The 21734-nt window shown below is 61.8% G+C and carries 21 protein-coding genes; 9 read left to right on the top strand and 12 right to left on the bottom strand.

All coding sequences use genetic code 11. The features are described from left to right. The first annotated feature begins 64 nt into the window (after positions 1–64). Complete coding sequence (locus tag EUU22_RS08520) at positions 65–955, top strand: AraC family transcriptional regulator (protein WP_129331592.1); 891 nt, start codon at positions 65–67, stop codon at positions 953–955. Positions 956–1266: 311 nt separating this feature from the next. Here the strand turns inward: EUU22_RS08520 and EUU22_RS08515 are convergent, their stop codons facing one another. After that, on the bottom strand, positions 1267–2217 hold the full coding sequence (locus EUU22_RS08515) for a LysR family transcriptional regulator (protein ID WP_129331591.1): 951 nt from the start codon (positions 2215–2217) through the stop codon (positions 1267–1269). A gap of 128 nt (positions 2218–2345) precedes the next feature. Here EUU22_RS08515 and EUU22_RS08510 point away from each other — a divergent pair, with 128 nt between their 5' ends. The 5 genes from EUU22_RS08510 (at position 2346) to EUU22_RS08490 (ending at position 6391) form a co-directional block, all read left to right on the top strand. Further along, a complete protein-coding gene (locus EUU22_RS08510) occupies positions 2346–2891 on the top strand; it encodes a carboxymuconolactone decarboxylase family protein (RefSeq protein ID WP_129331590.1) in 546 nt (181 codons plus the stop codon). A 63-nt stretch (positions 2892–2954) separates the two neighbouring features. Further along, entirely contained in the window at positions 2955–3440 is a 486-nt protein-coding gene (locus tag EUU22_RS08505; protein ID WP_129331589.1) for a nuclear transport factor 2 family protein, read from the top strand. A gap of 30 nt (positions 3441–3470) precedes the next feature. Continuing rightward, positions 3471–4094 carry a pyridoxamine 5'-phosphate oxidase family protein gene (locus EUU22_RS08500; RefSeq protein ID WP_129331588.1) on the top strand — a complete coding sequence of 208 codons (624 nt, stop codon included), beginning with the start codon at positions 3471–3473 and terminating at the stop codon, positions 4092–4094. Between the two features lie 301 nt (positions 4095–4395). Continuing rightward, on the top strand, positions 4396–5562 hold the full coding sequence (locus tag EUU22_RS08495) for a 2Fe-2S iron-sulfur cluster-binding protein (RefSeq protein ID WP_129331587.1): 1167 nt from the start codon (positions 4396–4398) through the stop codon (positions 5560–5562). A 40-nt stretch (positions 5563–5602) separates the two neighbouring features. Further along, positions 5603–6391 (top strand): SDR family NAD(P)-dependent oxidoreductase, encoded by a 789-nt coding sequence (locus EUU22_RS08490; protein ID WP_129331586.1) that lies wholly within the window; start codon positions 5603–5605, stop codon positions 6389–6391. Positions 6392–7359: 968 nt separating this feature from the next. Here the strand turns inward: EUU22_RS08490 and EUU22_RS08485 are convergent. Then, on the bottom strand, positions 7360–8217 hold the full coding sequence (locus EUU22_RS08485; RefSeq protein ID WP_129331585.1) for a cysteine hydrolase family protein: 858 nt from the start codon (positions 8215–8217) through the stop codon (positions 7360–7362). A gap of 80 nt (positions 8218–8297) precedes the next feature. Between EUU22_RS08485 and EUU22_RS08480 the strand changes: the two genes are divergently transcribed. Next, on the top strand, positions 8298–9224 hold the full coding sequence (locus tag EUU22_RS08480) for an AraC family transcriptional regulator (RefSeq protein WP_129331584.1): 927 nt from the start codon (positions 8298–8300) through the stop codon (positions 9222–9224). Between the two features lie 25 nt (positions 9225–9249). Further along, a complete protein-coding gene (locus tag EUU22_RS08475) occupies positions 9250–9390 on the top strand; it encodes a helix-turn-helix domain-containing protein (RefSeq protein ID WP_129331583.1) in 141 nt (46 codons plus the stop codon). Between the two features lie 125 nt (positions 9391–9515). Here EUU22_RS08475 and EUU22_RS08470 read toward each other — a convergent pair whose 3' ends face one another. From EUU22_RS08470 to EUU22_RS08435, 8 genes are all read right to left on the bottom strand, one after another. Further along, the gene (locus tag EUU22_RS08470; RefSeq protein ID WP_129331582.1) at positions 9516–10301 is read right to left on the bottom strand and encodes a PhzF family phenazine biosynthesis protein; all 786 of its coding nucleotides are present in this window, start codon (positions 10299–10301) and stop codon (positions 9516–9518) included. Between the two features lie 104 nt (positions 10302–10405). Next, positions 10406–11023: a nucleoside/nucleotide kinase family protein gene (locus EUU22_RS08465; RefSeq protein WP_129331581.1), complete on the bottom strand. Its 618-nt coding sequence runs from the start codon at positions 11021–11023 to the stop codon at positions 10406–10408. 70 nt (positions 11024–11093) lie between these two features. After that, on the bottom strand, positions 11094–11942 hold the full coding sequence (locus EUU22_RS08460; protein ID WP_129331580.1) for a sugar phosphate isomerase/epimerase family protein: 849 nt from the start codon (positions 11940–11942) through the stop codon (positions 11094–11096). Positions 11943–11946: 4 nt separating this feature from the next. Next, on the bottom strand, positions 11947–12942 hold the full coding sequence (locus tag EUU22_RS08455) for an ABC transporter permease (protein ID WP_129331579.1): 996 nt from the start codon (positions 12940–12942) through the stop codon (positions 11947–11949). Position 12943: 1 nt separating this feature from the next. Beyond that, a complete protein-coding gene (locus EUU22_RS08450) occupies positions 12944–13936 on the bottom strand; it encodes an ABC transporter permease (protein ID WP_129331578.1) in 993 nt (330 codons plus the stop codon). Then, positions 13929–15443 carry a sugar ABC transporter ATP-binding protein gene (locus tag EUU22_RS08445; protein ID WP_129331577.1) on the bottom strand — a complete coding sequence of 505 codons (1515 nt, stop codon included), beginning with the start codon at positions 15441–15443 and terminating at the stop codon, positions 13929–13931. Before EUU22_RS08445 ends, EUU22_RS08450 begins: the two co-directional genes overlap by 8 nt. 9 nt (positions 15444–15452) lie before the next feature. After that, a complete protein-coding gene (locus EUU22_RS08440) occupies positions 15453–16007 on the bottom strand; it encodes an SIS domain-containing protein (protein WP_129331576.1) in 555 nt (184 codons plus the stop codon). A gap of 94 nt (positions 16008–16101) precedes the next feature. Continuing rightward, positions 16102–17094 carry a substrate-binding domain-containing protein gene (locus EUU22_RS08435; RefSeq protein ID WP_129331575.1) on the bottom strand — a complete coding sequence of 331 codons (993 nt, stop codon included), beginning with the start codon at positions 17092–17094 and terminating at the stop codon, positions 16102–16104. 228 nt (positions 17095–17322) lie between these two features. Here EUU22_RS08435 and EUU22_RS08430 point away from each other — a divergent pair, with 228 nt between their 5' ends. Then, the gene (locus EUU22_RS08430; RefSeq protein ID WP_129331574.1) at positions 17323–18372 is read left to right on the top strand and encodes a LacI family DNA-binding transcriptional regulator; all 1050 of its coding nucleotides are present in this window, start codon (positions 17323–17325) and stop codon (positions 18370–18372) included. A gap of 131 nt (positions 18373–18503) precedes the next feature. On the opposite strand, the gene EUU22_RS08425 is transcribed toward EUU22_RS08430, so the two are convergent. Then, complete coding sequence (locus EUU22_RS08425; protein WP_129331573.1) at positions 18504–19856, bottom strand: sigma-54-dependent transcriptional regulator; 1353 nt, start codon at positions 19854–19856, stop codon at positions 18504–18506. Then, positions 19853–21703 (bottom strand): sensor histidine kinase, encoded by a 1851-nt coding sequence (locus tag EUU22_RS08420; RefSeq protein ID WP_165351118.1) that lies wholly within the window; start codon positions 21701–21703, stop codon positions 19853–19855. The genes EUU22_RS08425 and EUU22_RS08420 overlap by 4 nt, the downstream gene beginning before the upstream one ends. Positions 21704–21734 lie beyond the last annotated feature (31 nt).

Raw genomic sequence — 21734 nt, 5'->3', positions numbered from 1 at the left:
TGGCGAGCACAGGACCCCATGTGAGGGATTCCGGAATGCATGTCCGCCTGTCCGGGAGATGACGTTGGACGCACTGACAGCCTTGGCCAATGGCCTCAACCTGCGCGCAAAGCTCGCCTACGCCGGCGGGGTGTGTGGACAATGGACGATGGACCACAATTCAGACAGGTCGATCTGGTTTCACCTCGTCGGCAAAGGGCATGGATGGGTCCACTCCCCTGCGATCGATGGACCGCTGGAACTGGCCGAGGGCGACCTGATGGTTTTCTTGCCCCATGCCGCGGAACACTACCTGTCCTACAGTCCTGACCATGTGCCGCTGGGCGGCGTGAGCGGCGATCTGACCACTTGGGCGGCGGGCGAGACAGGTTTCGTCTGCGGCGAGATCGAGCTCAATGCGCCGCAGTCGCCGCTCTGGCACGCTCTGCCCGCCGAGATCGTCATCCGGAAGAAGGATGCCCGCGACAGCCTTGCACGTCTGATCGAACTGGTTATCGCCGAGTCCGAACATGCCCGTTTCGGCAGCGGGGCGGTGATCGAGCGTCTTTGTGACGGCTTCTTCATTCTGTTGGTTCGACATTGCATCGAGGCAGAACTGGTGCGTGACGGCGTGTTTGCGGCGATGCAGGATCGCCGGATCGCCACGGTTCTGGAACTGATTCACCGCGAACCCTGGCATCGGTGGTCCATTGCCGAACTTTGCGGGCGCGCGGGTATTTCCAAGACCGTTCTCACCGAGAAATTTGCGTCCCGGATCGGTATGTCACCCATCGAATACCTCACGGACTGGCGGATGCAGATCGCCGCCCGTTGGCTGAAGGAAACCGCCGTGACGCTCGATCAGGTAGCGGAGCGCTGCGGATACGACACCGCCTCTTCGTTCAGCAAGGCGTTCAAACGGGCTTATGGCGTTTCTCCGGCAACGTACCGGCGCAGAAGTGATCCCGGCCTCTAGATACCGCGTTCCTGATCGTAATGTGTCGTCCGTGGCGACCACCCCTCGCACGGGACGCCACCCCTTCATCGACGTCTCGACGACCTCGCCCCACCACCACCGGGTGAACCTCCCGCCCAGGGTGGGATTGCCCTCCGCGCGCGCATATTGCCGTCCCTCTTGCCTGAGGAATTCGCCAGCTAGACCCGCATGCGGCAATGGTGCAGAAACGACGCCAGCTTCGGCTAGAGAATGTTTGATCTGGGTACCTGCCCAAGCGATGTCGGCTCTGGTCGAAAACCGGGACACGGTTCGCGGCTATCCGGGCCTATTCACCGAAGAGTAGGCGACGTGCCAGATTTGGCGTCTTCTGCGCTCGTCCATGTCAACTGGTCGAGGGACGCCTTCAACCGGGGTGCTGCAAAGTCGATGAAGGCGCGGACCTTGGGGGCGACAAGCCTCGCCTGAGGATAGACCAGATGCACCGGCTGCGGCGGCAAAGCAAAGGCATCGAGGATTGGCACCAGCTTCCCGCGGCGGACCTGATCGCTCACCATATACGACAGCGCTACCGTGACACCATGCCCCTCCTCGGCGGCCTGAATGGCGGATGCCGCGTCGTTGATCTCGAAGACGGGGCCAAGGTTCATGCTACCCTGCTTTTGCCCGTTCAGGAATCGCCATTCGCGGTTCGGCATGAGGCCTGTGAATGCAATCACCGAATGGAGCCTCAGTTCTGCCGGTGACGCAGGCATCCCTCGCCTGGCGATGTAATCCGGGCTCGCGACCAGAACCCGGCGGACGGCGCCAATCCGTTTGGCGATCAGGCCCGAATCCGGCAGGTGACCGATGCGCACAGCGACGTCGACGCCCTCCTCGACAAGATTCACCACCCGATCGAGAAGGAGAACGGATGCCGTTACCCGCGGGTATCGACTGAGGAAACCGCAAACGACCGGCGAAAGGGCGGATCGGCCGAATGTCACAGATGCCGTGATGTTGAGGTGGCCTTGCGGCGTGGCGGTTTCGCCGATCGCCTCCTTCTCGGCCGTCTCTAGGTCCGAGAGCACGCGCCGCGCGCTTTCCAGGAAGCGTCGACCGACGTCGGTGATCGTCACGCTTCGCGTCGTACGGTTGAAGACGCGCGCACCAAGTCGCTCTTCGAGCGCCGAGACAGCGCGCGTCACGGCCGGCGGCGACAGGCGGAGCCGCGCACCAGCCTTGGCGAAGCTGCCAGCCTCGGCCACGCCGACGAACACCTCGAGCTCATGGAAGCGATCCATTTTTATTCCTCCGTTCGAAATAAAGTGTTTCACACGACGCGTATTCTTTCAATTGCGGCCATCAGTCAAATTATGTGCGAGCGGCGCCCGAGGGCACCGCACCAACACTCACGGAAGGACAAAATCTCATGGCTCGTGTTGCCGTCATCGACCCCCAATCCGCCACCGGCGAGGCAAAGGAGCTTCTGGACGCGGTCCAGGCTGGCCTCGGAATGGTTCCAAACTTCATCCGCGTGCTGGCGAACTCGCCGGCAGCCTTGAGCGCCTTTCTCGGTATCCATGGGATTGCCGGTGCAGGTGTTCTCGACCCGCAGACGCGGGAGCGGATCGCGCTCGCAGTCGCCGAGCAGAATGCCTGCCAGTACTGCGTCTCGGCGCACACGGCGATCGGTCGGAAAGCCGGCCTCGGCAACGAGGAGATGCTCGCCAACCGCAAGGGCCAGTCTTCCGACGCGAAGGCTGCGGCCGCGTTGGGTTTCGCCCGCGCTCTCGTGGATAGTACCGGCCAGGTAAGCAAAGCGGAGTTCGACGCGGTCCGCGCGGCCGGTCACTCCGACGCGGAGATCGTCGAGATCATCACGCATGTCGCGATGAACATCTTCACCAACCTGCTCGGTAAATCGACCCAGGTCGAAATCGACTTCCCGAAGGTCGACCTGAACCAGTTTCTTTGAACAGGAAGACGACACTTGGCGCGGCTTCCGCCGCGCCATTTCCCCGAACGGAAGGAAATTCCGATGACCCAGACGATTCAACCTGCCGCTCGCCCACCTCTGCCGCCCTTCACCCTCGAGACTGCGCTCCAGAAGGTGCGGCTGGCTGAGGATGCGTGGAACACGCGTGACCCGGAGCGTGTTTCGCTCGCCTACACGAAAGACAGCCGCTGGCGCAACCGCGCCGAATTTCCGGTCGGCCGCGCCGACATCGTCGCCTTCCTCAGGCGCAAATGGGCTCGGGAGCTCGAATATCGCCTGGTCAAGGAGCTCTGGGCCTTCGCCGGGAACCGCATCGCGGTGCGCTTCGCCTACGAATGGCGGGATGATGCCGGGAACTGGTTCCGCAGCCACGGCAATGAAAACTGGGAGTTCGACGAGCACGGCCTGATGCGGCTTCGATTTGCCAGCATCAACGACCAGCCGATCCGCGAAGGCGAGCGGAAGTTCCACTGGCCGCAAGGACCACGCCCCGCGCATCACCCGGGTCTGTCGGAACTCGGGCTGTAACACGCGGGATCTCAGTCTCAGGAGGACATCATGCCACATCATTTCGCGGAGATCGCCTTCACACCGAAAGTGAAGAAGGTGCAGGAAGAACTTGGCAGCCGGTCCTCCTATGCCGGCATCGAGGATGTGCCGGACGCGCTCAACCATCGGCTCACCGAAGCCGAGGCCAGTTTCATCGCCGCGCGGAACTCTCTCTACATGGCCACGGTCAGTGAAACGGGTTGGCCCTATATCCAGCATCGCGGCGGACCGACCGGTTTCATGCGCGTGCTCGACGAGAACACGATCGGCTTCGCGGACTTCCGGGGCAACCGACAGTACATCAGCGTCGGAAACCTGATGACGAACGACCGCATATCGCTGTTCTTCATGGACTACCCGAACAGGACCCGTCTCAAACTGCTGGGCCGCGCCCTGATCATCGGGCATGAGAGACAGGACTTACTGTCACGCCTCGAGATGCCCGACTACAGGGCACGGATCGAGCGGGGCTTCCTCGTCAGAGTCGAAGGCTTCGACTGGAATTGCCCGCAGCACATCACCGAACGCTATTCGCTCGACGAAATGAACACCGTGATGGAGCCGCTGACAAGGCGGATTGCCGAGCTTGAGGCCGAACTGGCGCAATGCGGCTCGCCGCAGTCGGCGCGATGAGCTGCGTCATGCTGCCCGTGTCTCCTCGGCATTCTCAGTGGAAAGCGCAACCTGGCGCATATGAGGGCGCGGCATCTCTTTTCGGTGATCGACAAACATCTCCGGACCAGGGGCAGGTTCCTGGCCGGCGCACTGCAGGCCACCACGGGCGTGCGTTCCACATGTACACAGCACAAGCAACGCTGGGGTCGAAGCCCCATCCCGTCATTCATACCCGACTGAAGACTGTGGGGCCCCTCGCGGAGGTTCTTACCGCTCATTCCGAGCGAGCCTCGCTTCGGGTCAAAGGAGCGACTGTGAGATGAACAAGAGTATGTCGCTCATTCCCCGGCCCCTTCTCGACGCATCAATCGGCGGTGCGAAGGCGGACAGCCTCTCAGGCGCAGGCAGTCTGCCGACGTCCGACGACGAGCATCTTCCGGTCGTTCCGGAGCGGCCTTTGATGCTCGCCGCCGTGCAACAGGAAGCCGAGCTCGTCACCTCCTACTGGCTCGCCTCACCGGATGGTACCGCGTTGCCGACGCCTCTCGCCGGCCAGTACCTGCCCATCTCGGTGGAGGTACCCGGTCACGGTTTGCTGCGGCGAACCTATACAATATCGGCCTATGAAGCCGGTCGCTACCGACTGAGTATCAAGCGCGAGTGTCTTCCGGACCGGCCACCAGGCCGGGTCAGCAACCATGTCCATGACAATTGGGCGGTCGGCGACCTCATCAGTGCCGGCATACCGCAAGGCCACTTCGTCCTTGACGGAGCGAGCAGCCGGCCGATCGTCCTGCTTGCGGGCGGCATCGGCATTACGCCGCTGCTTGCCATGCTGCGAGACCTGGCGGCACGCGAGGCGCGCCGCAACGTTGTCCTCGTATTGGCGATGCGTCATCAACACGATCATCCGTTCCAGAGCGAGGTGGCGGACCTCGCGTGTCGCATGCCGAACCTGACTGTCCATGCCCGTTACAGCCAACGGCTCCCGGGCGCCGTGAGCGATAGGGCACGTGACAGCCACGGACTGGTCGATGAGGCTCTCCTGCTTGACCTCGTACCCTCACCGAACGTCGACGTGTATCTTTGTGGCCCCGCCACCTTCATGAACGCAATGGACCAGATCCTCACCGCACTCGGCGTGGCCGACGAGCGCGTCCGATACGAGTCCTTCGGGCCTGCAACAGTAGAACGCCGTGGCCAGCAAGCCCCAGCGACAAGTTCTGGGGGCAATGCGGTCGTGAGCTTCGTCAAGGCGGGCATAACCGCGCCATTCGACCCACGGGCATTGAGCCTTCTCGAATTTGCCGAGGATCTTGGACTCAATCCTTCCTTCAATTGTCGTTCCGGGCGTTGTGGTGCGTGTGCGACCAGAAAGCTCTCCGGCGCGGTCCGATATGAGAGCGTGCCGGCGGCCGCGATCGCGAAAGACGAGGTCCTGCTCTGCTGCGCTCTGCCGGACGGCCCCGTCAGCCTCGAACTTTGAGACAAGAACCTTCGGCACTCTCAGCCGGCTAATCGAAAGGATGAAAATCATGACGAGCTTTAGGCGAACCCGGACCATCTTCGTCGGCGGCGCCAGCGGTATCGGTAAGGCAACTGCTCACATGTTGCTCAATAACGGCGGTGCAGTCGTCCTTCTTGGCCGCCAGCGCGCCAAGCTTGAAGCCGCGCGCAGAGAACTCGCGCAGATCGGGCGCGTCGACATCGAAGTGCTCGATATCACCGATACGGCGGCCGTGCGCGCCTTCACCGACCGGGTGCCGGACGATTTCTCCGATCTCACCGGCCTTGTGAACGGTGCCGGCGTCTTCCTGCCGAGGCCATTCCTTGAGCATTCGGAGGAGGACTACGACCGTTACCTCGACCTCAACCGTGGCACCTTCTTCCTCACGCAGGCCGTGGCCAGGGCCATGACCGTGCGCGGAAATGGAGGTGCAATCGTCAACATCGGGTCGATGTGGGCGAGGCAGGCCGTCCAGGCAACACCCTCCTCCGCCTATTCAATGGCGAAAGCCGGCTTGCACGCCATGACCCAGCATCTCGCGGTGGAGCTGGCCGAGCATGGCATCCGCGTCAACGGTGTCTCACCGGCGGTGGTCGAGACACCAATCTACGAAGCCTTCATCCCGAGGGAGCAGGTGCACGACGCTCTCCAGGGCTTCAACGGCTTCCATCCGATCGGGAGGATCGGAACTGCGGAAGATGTGGCAAATGTAATTGCCTTTCTACTCTCGCCCAAAGCGGGCTGGGTGACCGGGGCGGTTTGGGATGTGGATGGCGGCGTCATGGCAGGTCGCAACGCCCAGAGCTGAGAAACCTGCGTGCTCCAGGTCCGATGTGAGTACAGCACTGCGAAATCACCCTGCCCGACGGCCAGCCTTCACGTCCCATCACCTTTGCCCTAACCGGAGCACCTGTTGCTCAACTGTGAAGGCTGCGAGATTGCGCGGGTGATAATCATCGTCCGCCATGGACCGGGATCCCGTGCCTCGTTCACTGAGCATGGCGACGCAAGAGAATCCGACGGGAAATCCGGCTACTTATCCGCAATCATCGAATGGCCGCCCGTGCAACAGTTGCGGCCTTTGACGCAGCTTGCGGGCCGGAACACTGCCTTTTCCTCCGTCGGTGTGAAGACGCACTGACGGAGGAAGGCTGTCGGCATTGCCAGTAGCCGGTGCGGGAACTGGAGCAGATTTCAAAGTGCTTCATACCGGCCCCTCCACGTCGGACTGCGAGGATCAGCCTCCAACTGCCGACCGAACAGGCCGAAAATGTTCAGAGGAGGCTTGGGCAGGCCTTCCGGGCAACCTCAGAGCAGCAACGTCAGGCTGTGCCCTCCCTCTCTGCGTGACTTACCGTCATTTCCGACTCTTTCACGCAAACAATTGCGGCCCAGGCGAGGTCGCCGGGCCGCAAGGTGCGCGAGGAATCGTCGGCGGTGGATTTCTGAGGACCTGAGTTTCCTCGCGACAGACATCCCTTCTTACGGAGAAGCCCTTGTAGGTATTCACGCGGTTCACGCCGGTTTCCCTGACGACCTCGGTCACAGAGGTCCCTTGTCGCCCTTGGACCGGAGGCCCTTCGCTGCCTTGAGGTTGAGTTCCGCCTTGTCATGCCGCGTCCGTCCAGTCTTTGCCGTTGCCTCCCTCGGCAACGGCGCCGACATATGCCGGAATGATCGTTCACCACCACTTCTCTTGCCAAGGCTCATCTTGGCCGGCTTGTTCTCTGGCGTCTCGGGGGAGGCAAAGAGGGGGCTTGGCCTCCCCCGAGCCAGTCACTGGGCGGCGGCAATACGGCCCAGCGCATCCTCGGTCGACCAAACGGCGTTCGCCATGTATCGGAAGTTGGTGATGGCGGCGAGGTAGCCGTCGCCATCGGGAAGGATCGCGGCGGCAGTGGCATCCTTGACGACCGCCACCTCGAAGCCCTGCTCGAGAAGTTCGCGCATATGGGATTCGACGCAGAGGTTCGCTGACATGCCCGCCAGGACCACCTGGCTGACGCCGCGCTTGCGCAACTGGAGCACAAGGTCGTTCGTCTCGGGGCCGTACACCTTGTGCGGGGAAACAATCACGGTCTTGTTGTCTTCGATGTATTCCTTGTACTCAGGCATGAAGTCGGCGCCTGAGTTGCGGAAGTCTGTCAAGTCGAGAGGACCTTTGCGGTCGAACATGCCGATCGAATGCATGAGCTTCTCAAGTGCGCCCTCGAACTTCCAGCCGTGGTCGGTGGGGTAATAGTAGTGCGGAGACACCGCGACTGTGAAGCCGCCGGACTTCGCGGCGGCGAACAACTTGCCGATGTTGCTGACGACGTTGTGCTCCGTGACGCTCGGCCCGACAACGCCCCATGTCACGCCCTTGGGGCTGAGGAAGTCGACCTGGGGATCAATGACGACGAGCGCCGTCTCGGCCTTGCGCAACTGCATGGTCGACGCCGGCAGCGCGGGTTCCTTAGGGTCGGCGTACTTGTCATCCTTCTTGGTGGCGGCGTCCGCCGCCGAGGCGCTCAGGGCGACCGACAGCGCCGCGGTGGCAGCAACGCCCGCGGAGAGAATGGCCTTGCGCCTTGTCAGACCCGCGCGTTCGATCTCTGCGTGGTCACAATGGCAATGATCGTCATGGCTGCACATTTCTGGTGTACTCCTGTGGTTTGGGACGCTACTGTCCTAACCCACAGAATGTTCTCTATCGTCCCGTTTGCGTTTGAAACATGGAAATCGAAGAAATCCTCGAATCTATCATCGTAGACACGAACCCCTTTTCCTTGTGCGAGCTTGAGCCCCGCAGTAGACTGGACATGCCGAGATCACCGTTGGTGAGCCTCCACTACGTTCTCGACGGAGCGGGTAATATGGAGATGCCGGGACAACCACCTCGGCCCTTGACCAAGGGCGACCTCGCGCTCATCCCGGCTGCGCAGTACCATTGGCTAACCTCATCGCCCGGGACCTACCTTAGCCACGCGGTATGCAAGCCCGCCAGCATTGGCCTAGACTCCGTCCGACAGGCTTCGCCGGATACCGACGGGTCAGCAAAGGTCGGCCTCGTAGTGTTATGCGCCCATCTGACGGTGGGTTTTCGGGGAGCGGGTGCGATCATCGACCTTTTGCAGGTTCCGATCGTCGAACCCTTGTCGGAGGACAGGCTTGCCATGCGTGGGCTCGATCTGATCATGGCGGAGTTGCAGGAGCCGCGCTTGGGAAGTCGGGTGATGATAAAGACCCTGCTCCTTGAGATAGTCCTGAACCTGTTGCGTCTCCGGGTTGGGGCCAATGATCCGAGCACATCTTGGCTCGCGGCGCTCGGCGACCAGAAGCTTTGGCCCGCTCTCAAGACAATGCTGGAAAGACCTGGCGCGGTACACACGGTGGAAGGCCTCGCAGAGCTTGCGGGCATGAGCCGCTCTCGGTTCGCACAGCGGTTTTCGGCGAGCTTCAGAATCGGCCCGATGGAAATGCTACGCGGTCTTCGCCTGCAGCTTGCCGCAAGGCAATTGATCGAAACCGATGCGGGCATGGCGCGTGTCGCCGAAAAGTGTGGCTTTCGAAGCCGGAGCTACTTCAGCACGCAGTTCGCTGCAGCCTTCGGCATGACACCAAGCGAGTTCAGGAAGATCGCTCGAAGAAAAGAGAATTAGGCCATTGGCACCAAAGGAACCCGCCATGACGCTCGATCACGTGGCGGAGCGCCGCGGACACGACACTGCCTCCTCATTCAGCAAGGCGTTCAAACGGGCTTATGGCGTTTCTCCGGCGACGTATCGGCGCAAAATTGACCCGATCGCCCCTGCAACGCCGCCATAATGTCATACGGTTTGCTCTGATGTCCGCCACGCCTCGGCCCGAGTCAGCAGACCCATTCCCGCACTGCTCCAGGGGACTTCTCTTCGTTAGGGGGCAATTCCTCGGTTCGCTTGACAGATGCGGCCTCAGACCTCCGCATGCCCTTCGAGATAAAAGACGCAACGGCCCGCGAGCTCGACCCTCTCGCCGAGAAGACGGCAGCCGATCTCGCCGCCGCGCTTGGACGCCTGAAAGGCCCGAAAGTCCATCTTGCCCAGGCGCTCTGCCCAGTAGGGCGTCAGCGCGCAATGCGCCCCGCCAGTAACCGGATCTTCGGGAATCCCCTTGGCGGGCGCGAAGTAGCGGCTGACAAAGTCGTAACCGTCATCGCCCGCGGCAGTGACAATCACGCCCGTACGGTCGAGCCGGTTGATAGCTGCCATATCGGGGGACAGGCTCCGCACCTGTCCCGCACTCTCGAGCAGCACCAGATAGTTGAAGCGGTCGGCCGCCACTGCGACCGGCCGCTCTCCGAGCGTTTCGGCCAGTCCCGCAGGCGGCTCGACAGGCTCGGTCGGACGAGCCGGAAAGTCCATCACGTAGCCGTCGGACCGGCGATCGACAGTCAGGGCCCCGCTAACGGAATGAAAGATGACACGCCGGCGATGTGGCGACAGACGCTCCATCACGACCGCGGCACTGGCGAGAGTGGCGTGTCCGCACAAAGGCACCTCCACGGTCGGTGTAAACCAGCGAAGACGGTAATCCTCGCCGTCCGGCAGGAGAAAGGCAGTCTCCGCGAGATTGTTTTCAGCGGCGATCGCCTGCAGTGCCGCGTCTTCGACGAAGTTCTCAAGCAACATGACCGCCGCCGGATTTCCGGCAAACCGGCGGTTGGCGAATGCATCAACCTGAAAAATGGGAACGCGCATGAATATCTCCCGACTGAGACCGGCAGTTCAAGTCAGGATTGATCTTTGGGTCAATCGGAACATTGTATCGGATACAATTTCGGAGGTCGGCGCGCCGATCGGCTCTACACCGCCAAGGTGTTGTCGATCCGGTAGTCGGCGGCAGCGCTTTCCTGTACGACGAAGCGGCCGTTGGGCAGGTCTACTTCCTCGATCTTGCGGCTAATCTCCGATGGCGGGAGTCCGTAGAACTCCCATCTTTTCGCAAGCCGTTGCCGAAGAATGGTCTCCAAGGTGACCACCATGACCGTGAGATCGAAAAACGGCTTCAACGCCGACCAAGGCGGTTGGCGGAGCAGCAGGTAATTGCCTTCGACCACAACGATGTCGACCGCTGCGGGAATGAGCCGCGCGCCCGCCCGCGCTGTCTCGATGTCGCGGTCGAAAACAGGGACAGCGATCGCTTCATCCGTGTTCTCCCGCAAGCGCCGAAGCATATGGCACAGCCCGTCGACATCAAAAGTGTCCGGCGCACCCTTCCGGGCGTGGCGACCAAGCTGCTTTAGCAGTGCATCATCATAGTGATAGCCGTCCATCGGCAGGATGGCGGCGCGTCCCGGCTGGTGCTGCTCCAGCCTCTCTACCAGTCCCTCCGACAGCCTGGATTTGCCAGATGCCGGCGCTCCCACCATCGCGACGAGGAGGCGCCTGCCGCGTGGACGCGAGGTGAGAAGATCGGCCAATACCGGCAAAGTTATCGTCTGCATGGATGCCCCGTAAGAAATGCCGCTGCGCGAGCCGGCAGCCAAACGTTCAGATCAGCTTGTACTGCCTGGCCTTGTTGCGCAGGAAAGGCAGCCCATTCCCCATCACTTCCGCCTCGTCTCTAGCGACCGGCCGCCACACCGAAAGGCCGAACGCCAATTCCTGCGGCATGTTGATGAAACTCTCCATGGCCAGGCCACCCTTGAAGCCGATGGCCGCAAGTGTCGCGAAGATCTCGTCCCAGTCACAGGTACCGCAACCGGGCGTGCCTCGGTCGCTCTCCGAAAGATGGATGTACCTCAGGTGGTCTCGCGCATCGAGAATCCCGTTGGCCGTGCCCTTTTCCTCGATGTTCATGTGGTACGTGTCGAGGTGGATGAAGATATTGTCCGCGCCGACCCGCTCAATCATTTCAACTGCCTGCCAACCCGTGTTGATGAGATGGGTTTCGTAACGATTGACCGGCTCAATACCGAGCTCGATGCCGAGAGACTTCGCCCGCTTGGCAGCGGCGCCGAGAACGCGAGCGACATTGTCGAGCTCGGCCTTTGTCGGTGAGACACCCGTGCGCTCTCCGATGCCGCCATAGGTCACGCCGGTCAACGCCAGCGCCCCCATTTCGGCCGTCTTCTCCATCGCCGTCTCCAGATGGGCAATGGCTGCCTCCGGGCGCTGCGAAGCCCAGGCCGGCTCGGGCAATCCAAGGGAACATACCGCCCGAAGACCATGCTTTTCGAGCAGCGCACGCGTATGTCCGGCATCGACCGACGGTGCGTCGAGAAGTGCGATTTCGATGAAGTCCATCTTGTAGTCGACGGCCGCAGCAATCGCCTTTTCAGCGCCAGCGCGATCCCAGTTCATGGTCCACATGCTGGTGTGCACACCAAATCCTTGCATGATCCTAGCCTTTCCTACTGCTGAAGAGTTTTGTTTTCCCGGCGAGCCAGCGCAGGACCATCACCGCGATAAGGAAGATGCCCCAGACCGCAGTCGACAGATGCTGGTTGGCGCCGAGCAGATTGAGACCGGACGACAGGACCTGGAGTATGACGAGCGCCAGCACGACCGGGACCACGCGACCGAAGCCTCCGAAGGGGTCGACCCCACCCAGGAAGCACGCAAGGACGGTGACGAGAAGCAGCGCTTCTCCGTGGCCGACCCTGACCGAATTGAACCGGGCCAGCATGAGGATACCGGCGACAGCGCACATGAGCCCCGACAACGTGTAGATCAGCGTCAGTGTTCGCTTGGTATGGACCCCGGAATAGGCGGTCGCCTTGACGTTCGACCCGATCATGTACACCGAGAAGCCGTGTCGGGAACGACCGAGCAATATGTGCCAGGCAAGCGCCGCCAAGGCGAATATCAGGAGCGGAACTGGTATGCCGAGGACAAATCCGTGTCCGATGGGGTGCAGGTAGGCGGGAAAGTTGGAAATGTCGCCACCCTTGGTCAGGAATTCGCCAAGCCCCCGCAGAAAGATCATCATGGCAAGGGACACGAGGATGGGGTGAGCACCAATATAGGCGATCACCAACCCCATGAAGCATCCGGCAGCCGCACCGACGATGAGCGCCGCACCGACGCCGACGACGAAGGCCCACATCGGCGCATCCGGACCGCCGTGAATCTGCAGCACGTAGGCCAGCGTCAGACCGCAGATATTGGCCGTGTAGATGATCGCCAGGTTGAAGCCGCCAGAAATGATCGGCATCAGCATCGCAAGGGTCAGCAGGCCCAGTTCCGGCAGTTGGAACGCTATGGATCCGAAGTTTGCCGGCGTCAGGAATTGCGGTGAGGCCAGTCCGAAGATGACAATGACGGCGAACAGGAAGACGAAGAGCCCCGCAATCTCGGCGCCGAGGTATTTGTTCAGCCATGCAACGAGCGTGTTCATGTTAGTCCTTGCGGTGTCTGCTTGCGGCAACGCCGGCAAAATTGAGATTGGACGTCGAAATGGCGATCAGAATGATCGCGCCGACCACCATCTTGAAGGCGAAGGGCGAGATCCCCAGCAGGTTCAATCCGTTCTGCGTGACGGCAATGAGCAAGACACCGAGCAAGCAGCCGAGCACCGATCCTCGTCCACCTCCGAGACGCGCACCGCCGAGCACCACCGCCGCCAGGACATCCAGCTCGCGGCCGATCAGCGCGTTTGGCACGACTTCCTGGACGATGTGCGCCTGCATCAGCCCGCCTATTCCCGCCATCAACCCGCACCAGCCGAACGCAATGAATTGCATGAGGCCGATATTGATGCCGAGCCGGCGCGCGCCTTCCGGGTTGTCGCCGAATGCATAGAGCTGGCGCCCCGTGGTGGTGTGGCGGATCAGAATCCAGGTCGCCGCGAGCGCTGCCACCATGACGGCGACCGGAAGGGTGATCTCGGCCCAGGTTCCATCCGCCGCCTGCCGTTCGAAGAGAACGACCCGTCCCGTCCACCAATCGGGCAAATTGTAGAGGTACTTTCCACTCGTGAAGAACATCAACAACCCGAAGAAGGCGTTGAACGTGGAAATGGTCACGACGATGGAGATGATGCGGAAGTGATGAATGAGGATGGCATTTATGAAGCCAAGCCCGATCCCGAGCCCCCCGGCGACCAGGAACCCGACGAGCCAGTTGCCGCCGCCGATCGCGGAAAAGACGTAGACCGCCAGATACTGGACTATCGATGCGGCAACCGCGAATGAGATGTCGATCCCACCCGCGATCAGCACCACGAGCAATCCGGCCGCCCAAATGAGATTGACCGCACTATTGTTCAAAAGCGCCGTGAGGTTCGGCAGCGTGAAGAAGCTGCCTGAAGCGAAAGACAAGCTGACGCAGAGCGAGATCAGCACGATCGACAGCCGCATTTCTGTCGGGTGATTGCGCATGAACTTAGCCATAGACAGCCTCTTCCATCGCGCGGAGTTCAATCTTGCTCGGATCGAATTCATTGACGATGCGACCGGCAGCCATGTGCAACACGCGGTCCGCGTTCAGATAGACTTCGGGCACCTCATCGGAGATCAACAGGATCGCCAGGCCCTGTTCAGCCAGTCGTCGGACAATCGCGAAAATTCCCGCTCGCGCGCCGACATCGACCCCGACCGTTGGCGCATCGAGGATGAGAACCTTCGGTTCGGTGGCCAGCCACTTGGCAAGCACGACCCGCTGCTGGTTGCCGCCGGACAATGTTGAAACGGGATCCGCAGGGTGCCCGATCTTGATCGCCAGGTCCGCCAGCCATTTCGACACCAGTTGTTGCTTCTTGCGCCGCGAGATCAATCCATCCGGACCGGAAATCCGCGGCAGAACCGCCAGCGCGATGTTGTCGGCGATCGACTGCTGCTGCACGAGCCCCAGAGACAAGCGGTCTTCCGATACGTAGGCGATACCGGCGGCGACGGCATCCCGGTTGGACCTAAGATCGAGGGGCTTGCCGTTCAGGCGGATGACGCCGCTGTCAGGCCTCGTCATGCCGAACAGCGTGTGCCCGAGTTCGGTGCGTCCGGCTCCGATGAGTCCGGTCAGGCCGACAATCTCGCCTGCACGGATCTTGAGACTGACGTCCTCGAACTCGCAGCGACGGCTGAGGTTTTCGACCTCCAGCACATCGCGTTCGCCCGCCTTGTCCCGCGCGGTCATCTTGGTCTCGAGCATCTTGCCGGTCATCAATTCGGTCAGACGTGATTGGCTCATCCCTTCGGTCGGATAGACGCCGACCAGACGTCCATCGCGCAGGACCGTCACGCGGCTCGAAATCGCAAGAACCTCTGCGAGACGATGGCTGACGAAGACGATGGCCACGCCGCGTGTCGACAACGTGCGGACAATGTCGAGCAGTCGGTTTGTTTCCGATTGAGTAAGCGATGCCGTCGGCTCGTCCATGAAGATGAGCCCGGCATCCCCGACCAGCGCGCGGGCAATTGCCACGACCTGCCGGCCGGCAATCGGCAGTGTATTCAACCGGGCGTCGAGGTCCAGTTCCACTCCCAACTGTGCCAGAGCCGCGGCGGCCTTTTCCTTCACGGCGCGGTGGTTGACCACGCGCGGACGCGAACCCAGAAGGGTCTCGAACGCGATGTTCTCGGCAACGCTCATTTCCGGGAACAGAGCCAGATCCTGCCAGATCACGGCAATGCCGCGATTGCGGGCGATACTCGGCGAGACAGCCGTTTCAACTTCGCCGAAATACTCCATCCGCGCCCCGGGTTCGGGCGTGTAGGCGCCTGCGATGATCTTGATCAGCGTGCTCTTTCCGCAGCCGTTTTCTCCGGCGAGGCAATGCACCTCGCCCTGATTGACCTCGAACGAGACGTCGTCGAGGGCCTGCACGCCCCCGAATTTCTTCGAGACGTGCTCGAGGCGGATCGCCGCAGGCTTTGAAGTGGTTGTTTCAACCAGGGTCATCGGTGCCAGCTACTCGAGATTGGTGTGGTTGGCGCGCATCGCTTCAGGGCTGATGACGAGCGTGTCGATCAGCTTGAGGACCATAACCTCGAACAGGACGAAGAGAGCGCCTTCGTAAAGCGAGCCCATCGGCAGAACAGAGGTCTTTTTCTCTCCTTGGTCATCGGCCATCGTCTGGGCCGGCAAATGTAGGACGAAATCCGCGTATTTCGCCGCACGTCCCTGAGGCTGGGCCGTCAGCACGAGAATGCTCGCACCCGCCGCCTTCGCCACGCCGAGAAGCGCGAGCGCAGTCGAAATTTCGCCGGGGCCGACACTCACGATGAAGAGATCGCCCTTGCCGACCGGCGGCGTGGTCATGTCTCCTTCGACGGCGACGGCCAACCCCATGTGAAAGAGGCGCATTGCGAAGCCCATGATCTGTAGTTTCTCGCGTCCTCCTGCGAAGACCACGATCTTTCGGGCAGCGGCGATCATCTCGACCGCCTTGTCGACCTCGGCGTCATCCAGACGATTGAACGTATTCTCAAGTTCGGACAAGGCCGCCTTGTACAAGGTGCTCATGATAAAACCCTGATTGTGATTTGGACACGACCAAACGGAAAGGTCTGGCGAGGTAAGGAGGAGCACTTCTGCGCCCCTCCTTGCACGACTGCGGTCAGAGTCCGAGGTCTGCCAGGCCCTGAACTGTCTCTGCGTTGATCGGAATCAGGTTGTCGGTGATGATGTCGCGACCCTCGACGTCCGGCTTCACCACACCCAGGCCCTCGATCTCCGTGCCGTCCTTGATCTCCGTACCGTCCACGAGCATCTTGCCCATGCTCACGAAGACCCTGCCGGCCTCGGCGGGATTCCACATGAAGCCGCCGGCGATGGCGCCCTCTTTCACGAGCTTCAACCCCTGGCCGGGTGAGAACGGCCCGAGGACATGCACCTTGCCGATCAGCCGGCGCTCCTCGAAGGCACGCCCCGCACCGATCGGACCCTGGCTGCCGAAGGCCAAGATACCGGTCATGTTGGGATGCGCCGCCAGAAGGTCGAGGGTCGTCTTGCGGCTGTCGTCAACGCTTTCGGCGACGCCGTAGCGCTCGCCGATAAGCGTCATCTCCGGGTATTTTTCCTTGAGGTAGGCGATCGCAGCGTCCGCCCAGGCGTTGTGCAACGGCACGGTGAGCGACCCGACGTAAACCGCATACTCGCCCTTGCCACCCATCTTCTGGGCCAGCAACTCGGCATGGGTCTCGCCAAAGCCCTTGACCGAAGCCAGCTCGAAGTCCCAGTCGACATTCTTGAGGCCGGGTCCTTCATGGGCAACAACCTTGATCCCTGCCGCACGCGCCTTCTCGAGCACGGGCTCGAGGGCCGCCTCGTCGTTGGGAACAACGCCGATGACATCCACACCCTTGGCAATCAGGTCTTCAATAGCGCGAACCTGAAGCGCCGGATCTGCGCTGGTCGGCCCGACCATCGTAGCATCCACGCCGAGCTTCTCGCCCCGTTCCTTGATCCCCATTTCCATCGCGTTGAACCATGGAATGCCGCCGATCTTCACGACGATACCCATGGTTGGTTTGTCCTGCGCCTGCGCACCGGCCGCCAGTAATGCGGCGAGTGCAACACCCGCCAGAGCTGCGGTTACTGCCTTGATCATGTCACTCCTCCCAGAGCGCCGCCCCAATGGGCGAACTTGTTTGAACAATCGATTGTGCAGAATGGCAACTTGAAGCGGCTTCAAGCCCCCGTCCAGGCAAAGCATCAAAGCCGCATTCACGCGAATAGCCGGAATAGCACTTGCACAATCGATAGTGCTATGACATCAAGAAACAAGCTTCTCGTCAAGAGCAATTGTCAGCCCTGACCATTGAGACCGTTTCGACCCATGCCCGAAACCAGGCAAAAACTCACGATCTACGATATCGCGCAGCTCAGCGGGTCCTCTCCTTCGACCGTGAGTGCGGTACTGAACGGAACGTGGAAGAAGCGTCGGGTTGGCGAGGCAACGGCGAGGAAGATCCAGAAAATAGCGGCTGAGCACGGGTATACGACGAACCTGCAGGCGCGGGGATTGAGACGCGCGCAATCCGGTCTCGTCGGCCTCATTCTCCCGGTTCATGACAACCGCTTCTTTGCGTCGATGAGCCAGAGCTTCGAAGCGCAAGCCCGCGAGCGCCGCTGGTGCCCGGTGATCGTATCCACCTTGCGCAATCCCGCCGAGGAGATCCGAACTGTCGAAACGCTCATTTCCTACGCCGTCGACTATCTGTTCATTGCAGGCGTCACCGATCCCGCCGCGCTCAGCGAGATCTGCAGGGCGGCACAAGTGCCGCATATCTATGTCGACCTTCCGGGAAAGGACGCGCCTTCCGTCGTCAGCAACAACTATCTCGGCGCCGAACTGTTGACGCGAAAGCTCCTGGAGCTCATGCCGCAGGTGGACGATCCGGCCCGGGCAAAGCCGTATCTGATCGGCGGTCTGGAAACCGACTTTGCCTCTGCACACCGAATTTCGGCATTTCGATCGACGGTCCTGGAGCTACGAGGATCGTTTGATGAAGACCAGATCATTACCTGCGGATACGCTCCCGGTAACGCCGCTCGCGAGGTCTCGGCACTCAGCGACCGTATCGGCGGATTGCCAGCCGGGTTGTTCATCAACTCGATCAGAGCGTTCGAAGGTATCGTCAGCGAGTTTGTCCACCTTCCCTCGGAAGCATTCGAACAGAGCGTCTTCGGTTGCTACGACTATGACCCGTTTGCGGCATTCCTGGAATTTCCTGTGCACATGGTACGGCAGAACTCGAACCAACTCATCGCCACCGCTTTTGAATTGGTCGACAGCGGTGTTACCGACCCGGTGCTGATACAGGTCGACCCGGAACTGATCCCTCCCCGAACCGTCTATAACGGTCCGTTCAGCCAACTGGGGTAAGATTGGAGCTTGAGCCCCTCGGCTAGGGTCATACGCTCATTTCCGGGATGCGAATGGTGCGACAGGAGTGTCGGCAAGTGCGGACATCGTCTCCTCCCGGGGTGACGCAGAACACGTCGTTGCCGTGTCCACTACAGGTCCGATGACTTCTCCCGACTACCTCTCAGTCCATACCGCGCGATCTTCTCGTTCAGGGTCCGGTGCGGTATGCCGAGGCTCGCGGCCGCGCGCGCCGTATTGCCGTCGTGTTCGTCGATCGCCGCCCGGATCAACTGCACCTCGTAGGCGGCAAGCCGGTCCGGCAGTGTCAACTCACCGTGTGGACCCGTTTGCGCGGCCTTGCCGGTGCCCTGTTCATCGAGACCAAGGGCAAAGCGCTCCGCGCGTGCCTTGAGCTCGCGAACATTCCCTCCCCACTCCTCCTGCTGCAATCTTGCCATGAGAGCAACAGGTACGGTCCGCTCGGCGCGGCCATAACGGTGGGCGGCGAGCGAGGCGAAATGGCTGAACAGAAGACCGATATCCTCGCGACGCTGACGTAACGGTGGAATGCGAATGTCGACGGTTGCAAGCCGGTAGAACAGGTCCTCGCGGAACCGTCCAGCGGCAATCTCGCCGGAAAGGTCGCTCTTGGCACCTGCAATGACCCGCACGTCGACCGGCCGCAGCCGGTTTTCCCCGAGCCGCTCGATCACCCGCTCCTGCAGCACACGCAGGATCTTCGCCTGCAGCGTGAGGGGCATCGACTCGATCTCGTCGAGGAAGACGGTGCCGCCGGCCGCATATTCGAACTTGCCGTCACGGTCGGAAAGGGCGCCGGTGAAAGCACCCTTCGCATGGCCGAAGACCTCGCTCTCGAAAATGCTCTCGGGCAGGGCGGCACAATTGATGGCTACGAACGGGCCTGCGCGGCGGCGACCTTGCCGATGCAGGGCCTGCGCGACGAGCTCCTTGCCGGAGCCGGTTTCACCGATGATCAGTACGTCGATGTCGACATCGGCCAGCATCGCCACGCGGCTGCGAAGCGCGCGCATGGCGGGACTGTCTCCAACGATCTGCGGGCCGCCACCCTCCTCCTGGACCAGGCCCTGGAGGCGGGCGATCTCCCGCTTCATGCGGCGCTTCTCGACGGCCTTGTCGAGAACGGAAAGGAGGTATTCCGCGTCGTAGGGCTTTTCGATGAAGTCCTCCGCGCCCTGCTTCATCGCCTTGACCGCGAGCGTCACGTCGCCGTGCCCGGTCATCAGGATGACGGGTATGTCGCGGCGCGCCTTGATGACGGAGTTCAGAAGCGTCATGCCGTCGATTCCCGGCATGCGGATGTCGCTGACCACGACATCAGGCTCGGAGCGCAGCAGTTGCTGATAGGCTTCTTCGGGCCGATGGTGGGCGGTCACGGAAAATCCGCTGACCTCCAGCCAGCCGGTGGCCGCCTTCAGGAGATCGCGGTCGTCGTCGACGAGGAGAACGTGTCCGCGGCTCATTGTGCTGCCTCGAGTGGATGGGCGGATGGCATGCCGATCGGCATCGACATTGTGGCCATGGTACCGCCCCCGGGAGCCTCGGCAAAGGTGATTTCGCCGCCGAATTCCTGCACGATCGCCGTCGCGATGGAAAGGCCGAGGCCGAGCCCTTCGCCGGTCAGCTTGGTGGTAAAGAACGGCTCGGCGACACGATCGCGGTGTTCCGGCGCAATGCCCGTCCCATTATCGATGACGGTCACACTCACCTGGCCGGCATCCGTGGTTCGCCGGATGGTGACCGAAGGAGCGGGACGGCCTTCGACGGCGTCGAGCGCGTTCAGGAGCAGGTTGAGCATGACCTGCTCCACCTTGACCCCGACCGCGGCGATGACGGGCGCCGGGCCCTGCACTTCGACGGCCGGAACGACGCCGAGCGCCTTGGCGCGCGGCGTCGCGAGATCGATCGCGTTTCGGATGACGATATCGATGTCGACCGCCTCGAGTTCGGAAGCGCCCTTCCGGCCGAAGGTCTTCAGGTGCTTGACGGTACGCTGCATGCGTTTGACGAGCGCACGCGCATCGAGAAGCCGCTCGCCGACCTTTGCCGCCGCCTCCTTCTCGGCCAGGACGCCGACCGTCGCCAGTGTCGCCTCGAGTGCCGCGAGCGGCTGGCTCACTTCATGCACGATCGCCGTCGACATCCGTCCGAGTGCCGCCATCTTCTCGGAATGGACGAGCCCTTCCTGCGCGCGGCGCAGTTCGTCCTCGGTCCGCTTGCGCATGTCGATCTCGCGGGCGAGATCCTGCGTCCGCTCGGCAACCTTGAGCTCCAGGATCTCGCCCTGACGCAGGCGCATGCGGATCAGCAGCGCGCGCTGATGGAGAAAGTAGAGCGAACCCGTCGCCACAAGGCCGGCGATGAGCGCGGCGAGCGCCCAGAAGCCGGCGAGCTTGGCGATATCCTCCGTGCTGGTCGCGGCAAGCACGATCCAGCTATCGGGTTCAATGGCGGAAAACCGCGCCAGAAGCTGCTGTCCTTCGCCATCGACCCGAAGCGCCGGCATGTCGGCCGCGTTGATCGGCGGCACGACGCCTGCGGGCAGGATCGGCTTGGCCTCGGCAAGGTCGGTGCCGTCATAGGTTCTCTCCGCTGCGACCCGTTCGGCGGCCTCTCGCGAAAGCGGTGCAAGCGGTCGGTATTTCCAGTCGGGATTACCGGAGAGGAAGACAATGCCCCAGCGATCGGCGATCGCGGTCTGGACGCCGGCGGCTTCCCAGGTCACCTCGAGCGGTTGGAGATCCGCCTTGACCACGACGATGATGGGGGGACGGTCGGGAATGTCGATCCGGGAACTCAGGAAGTAGCCCGGCTTCTTTGTTGTGACGCCGATTGCGTAATAGCGGCCCTCACCGTTGTGAATCGCATCCTGAAAATAGGGGCGAAAGCTGTAGTCGTGCCCAATGAAACTCTCGGCGGTCGCGAAATTGCTGGCGGCAAGCGTCACCCCGCGGCTGTCGAGGACGTAGAGTTCGGCCGCACCCGCTTGTCGCACAACCGTCTGAAGGTAGAGGTTCGCGGCGTCGAGAACAGCAGCGTCCCGCCCTGCGGCCGAAAGTGCGCGAATGCGGGCATCCTCACCGATCACGAGCGGAAGATACCGAAACCGCTCGACCTCGGTGGCGATCGCCCTGTTCGTAAGCACCAGACTACGCTGGAGCTGCGCCTCAAGTGCACTGACCGCCGCCCCGCTCGCCACATGGTAGGCGGCAAAGGGCGCTGTGAAAGTCACCACCAGCATGAAGGCAGTCATCCTGCCGATGTTACGCGCCATCACCGAACCGACGAGACTGGGTTTGATCTTCTGCATCGAGTGTAGCGTCTCCTCGGTCAAGAGAGAA

The sequence above is a fragment of the Ciceribacter ferrooxidans genome (assembly GCF_004137355.1).
In the GTDB taxonomy this organism is placed as follows: domain Bacteria; phylum Pseudomonadota; class Alphaproteobacteria; order Rhizobiales; family Rhizobiaceae; genus Allorhizobium; species Allorhizobium ferrooxidans.
Note: the sequence above shows the minus strand (reverse complement) of the source record. Positions and strands in the feature narration are given on the sequence as shown.

What these genes read in the sequence shown, in the direction of transcription:
- EUU22_RS08430 (WP_129331574.1), top strand. Translation starts at nt 17,323, where the DNA reads ATGCCCGAAACCAGGCAAAAACTCACGATCTACGATATCGCGCAGCTC.
- EUU22_RS08460 (WP_129331580.1), bottom strand. Translation starts at nt 11,942, where the DNA reads ATGCAAGGATTTGGTGTGCACACCAGCATGTGGACCATGAACTGGGAT.
- EUU22_RS08490 (WP_129331586.1), top strand. Translation starts at nt 5,603, where the DNA reads ATGAAAATCATGACGAGCTTTAGGCGAACCCGGACCATCTTCGTCGGC.
- EUU22_RS08435 (WP_129331575.1), bottom strand. Translation starts at nt 17,094, where the DNA reads ATGATCAAGGCAGTAACCGCAGCTCTGGCGGGTGTTGCACTCGCCGCA.
- EUU22_RS08480 (WP_129331584.1), top strand. Translation starts at nt 8,298, where the DNA reads ATGGAAATCGAAGAAATCCTCGAATCTATCATCGTAGACACGAACCCC.
- EUU22_RS08515 (WP_129331591.1), bottom strand. Translation starts at nt 2,217, where the DNA reads ATGGATCGCTTCCATGAGCTCGAGGTGTTCGTCGGCGTGGCCGAGGCT.
- EUU22_RS08485 (WP_129331585.1), bottom strand. Translation starts at nt 8,217, where the DNA reads ATGTGCAGCCATGACGATCATTGCCATTGTGACCACGCAGAGATCGAA.
- EUU22_RS08495 (WP_129331587.1), top strand. Translation starts at nt 4,396, where the DNA reads ATGAACAAGAGTATGTCGCTCATTCCCCGGCCCCTTCTCGACGCATCA.
- EUU22_RS08510 (WP_129331590.1), top strand. Translation starts at nt 2,346, where the DNA reads ATGGCTCGTGTTGCCGTCATCGACCCCCAATCCGCCACCGGCGAGGCA.
- EUU22_RS08455 (WP_129331579.1), bottom strand. Translation starts at nt 12,942, where the DNA reads ATGAACACGCTCGTTGCATGGCTGAACAAATACCTCGGCGCCGAGATT.
- EUU22_RS08450 (WP_129331578.1), bottom strand. Translation starts at nt 13,936, where the DNA reads ATGGCTAAGTTCATGCGCAATCACCCGACAGAAATGCGGCTGTCGATC.
- EUU22_RS08500 (WP_129331588.1), top strand. Translation starts at nt 3,471, where the DNA reads ATGCCACATCATTTCGCGGAGATCGCCTTCACACCGAAAGTGAAGAAG.
- EUU22_RS08425 (WP_129331573.1), bottom strand. Translation starts at nt 19,856, where the DNA reads ATGAGCCGCGGACACGTTCTCCTCGTCGACGACGACCGCGATCTCCTG.
- EUU22_RS08475 (WP_129331583.1), top strand. Translation starts at nt 9,250, where the DNA reads ATGACGCTCGATCACGTGGCGGAGCGCCGCGGACACGACACTGCCTCC.
- EUU22_RS08440 (WP_129331576.1), bottom strand. Translation starts at nt 16,007, where the DNA reads ATGAGCACCTTGTACAAGGCGGCCTTGTCCGAACTTGAGAATACGTTC.
- EUU22_RS08505 (WP_129331589.1), top strand. Translation starts at nt 2,955, where the DNA reads ATGACCCAGACGATTCAACCTGCCGCTCGCCCACCTCTGCCGCCCTTC.
- EUU22_RS08470 (WP_129331582.1), bottom strand. Translation starts at nt 10,301, where the DNA reads ATGCGCGTTCCCATTTTTCAGGTTGATGCATTCGCCAACCGCCGGTTT.
- EUU22_RS08445 (WP_129331577.1), bottom strand. Translation starts at nt 15,443, where the DNA reads ATGACCCTGGTTGAAACAACCACTTCAAAGCCTGCGGCGATCCGCCTC.
- EUU22_RS08420 (WP_165351118.1), bottom strand. Translation starts at nt 21,703, where the DNA reads ATGCAGAAGATCAAACCCAGTCTCGTCGGTTCGGTGATGGCGCGTAAC.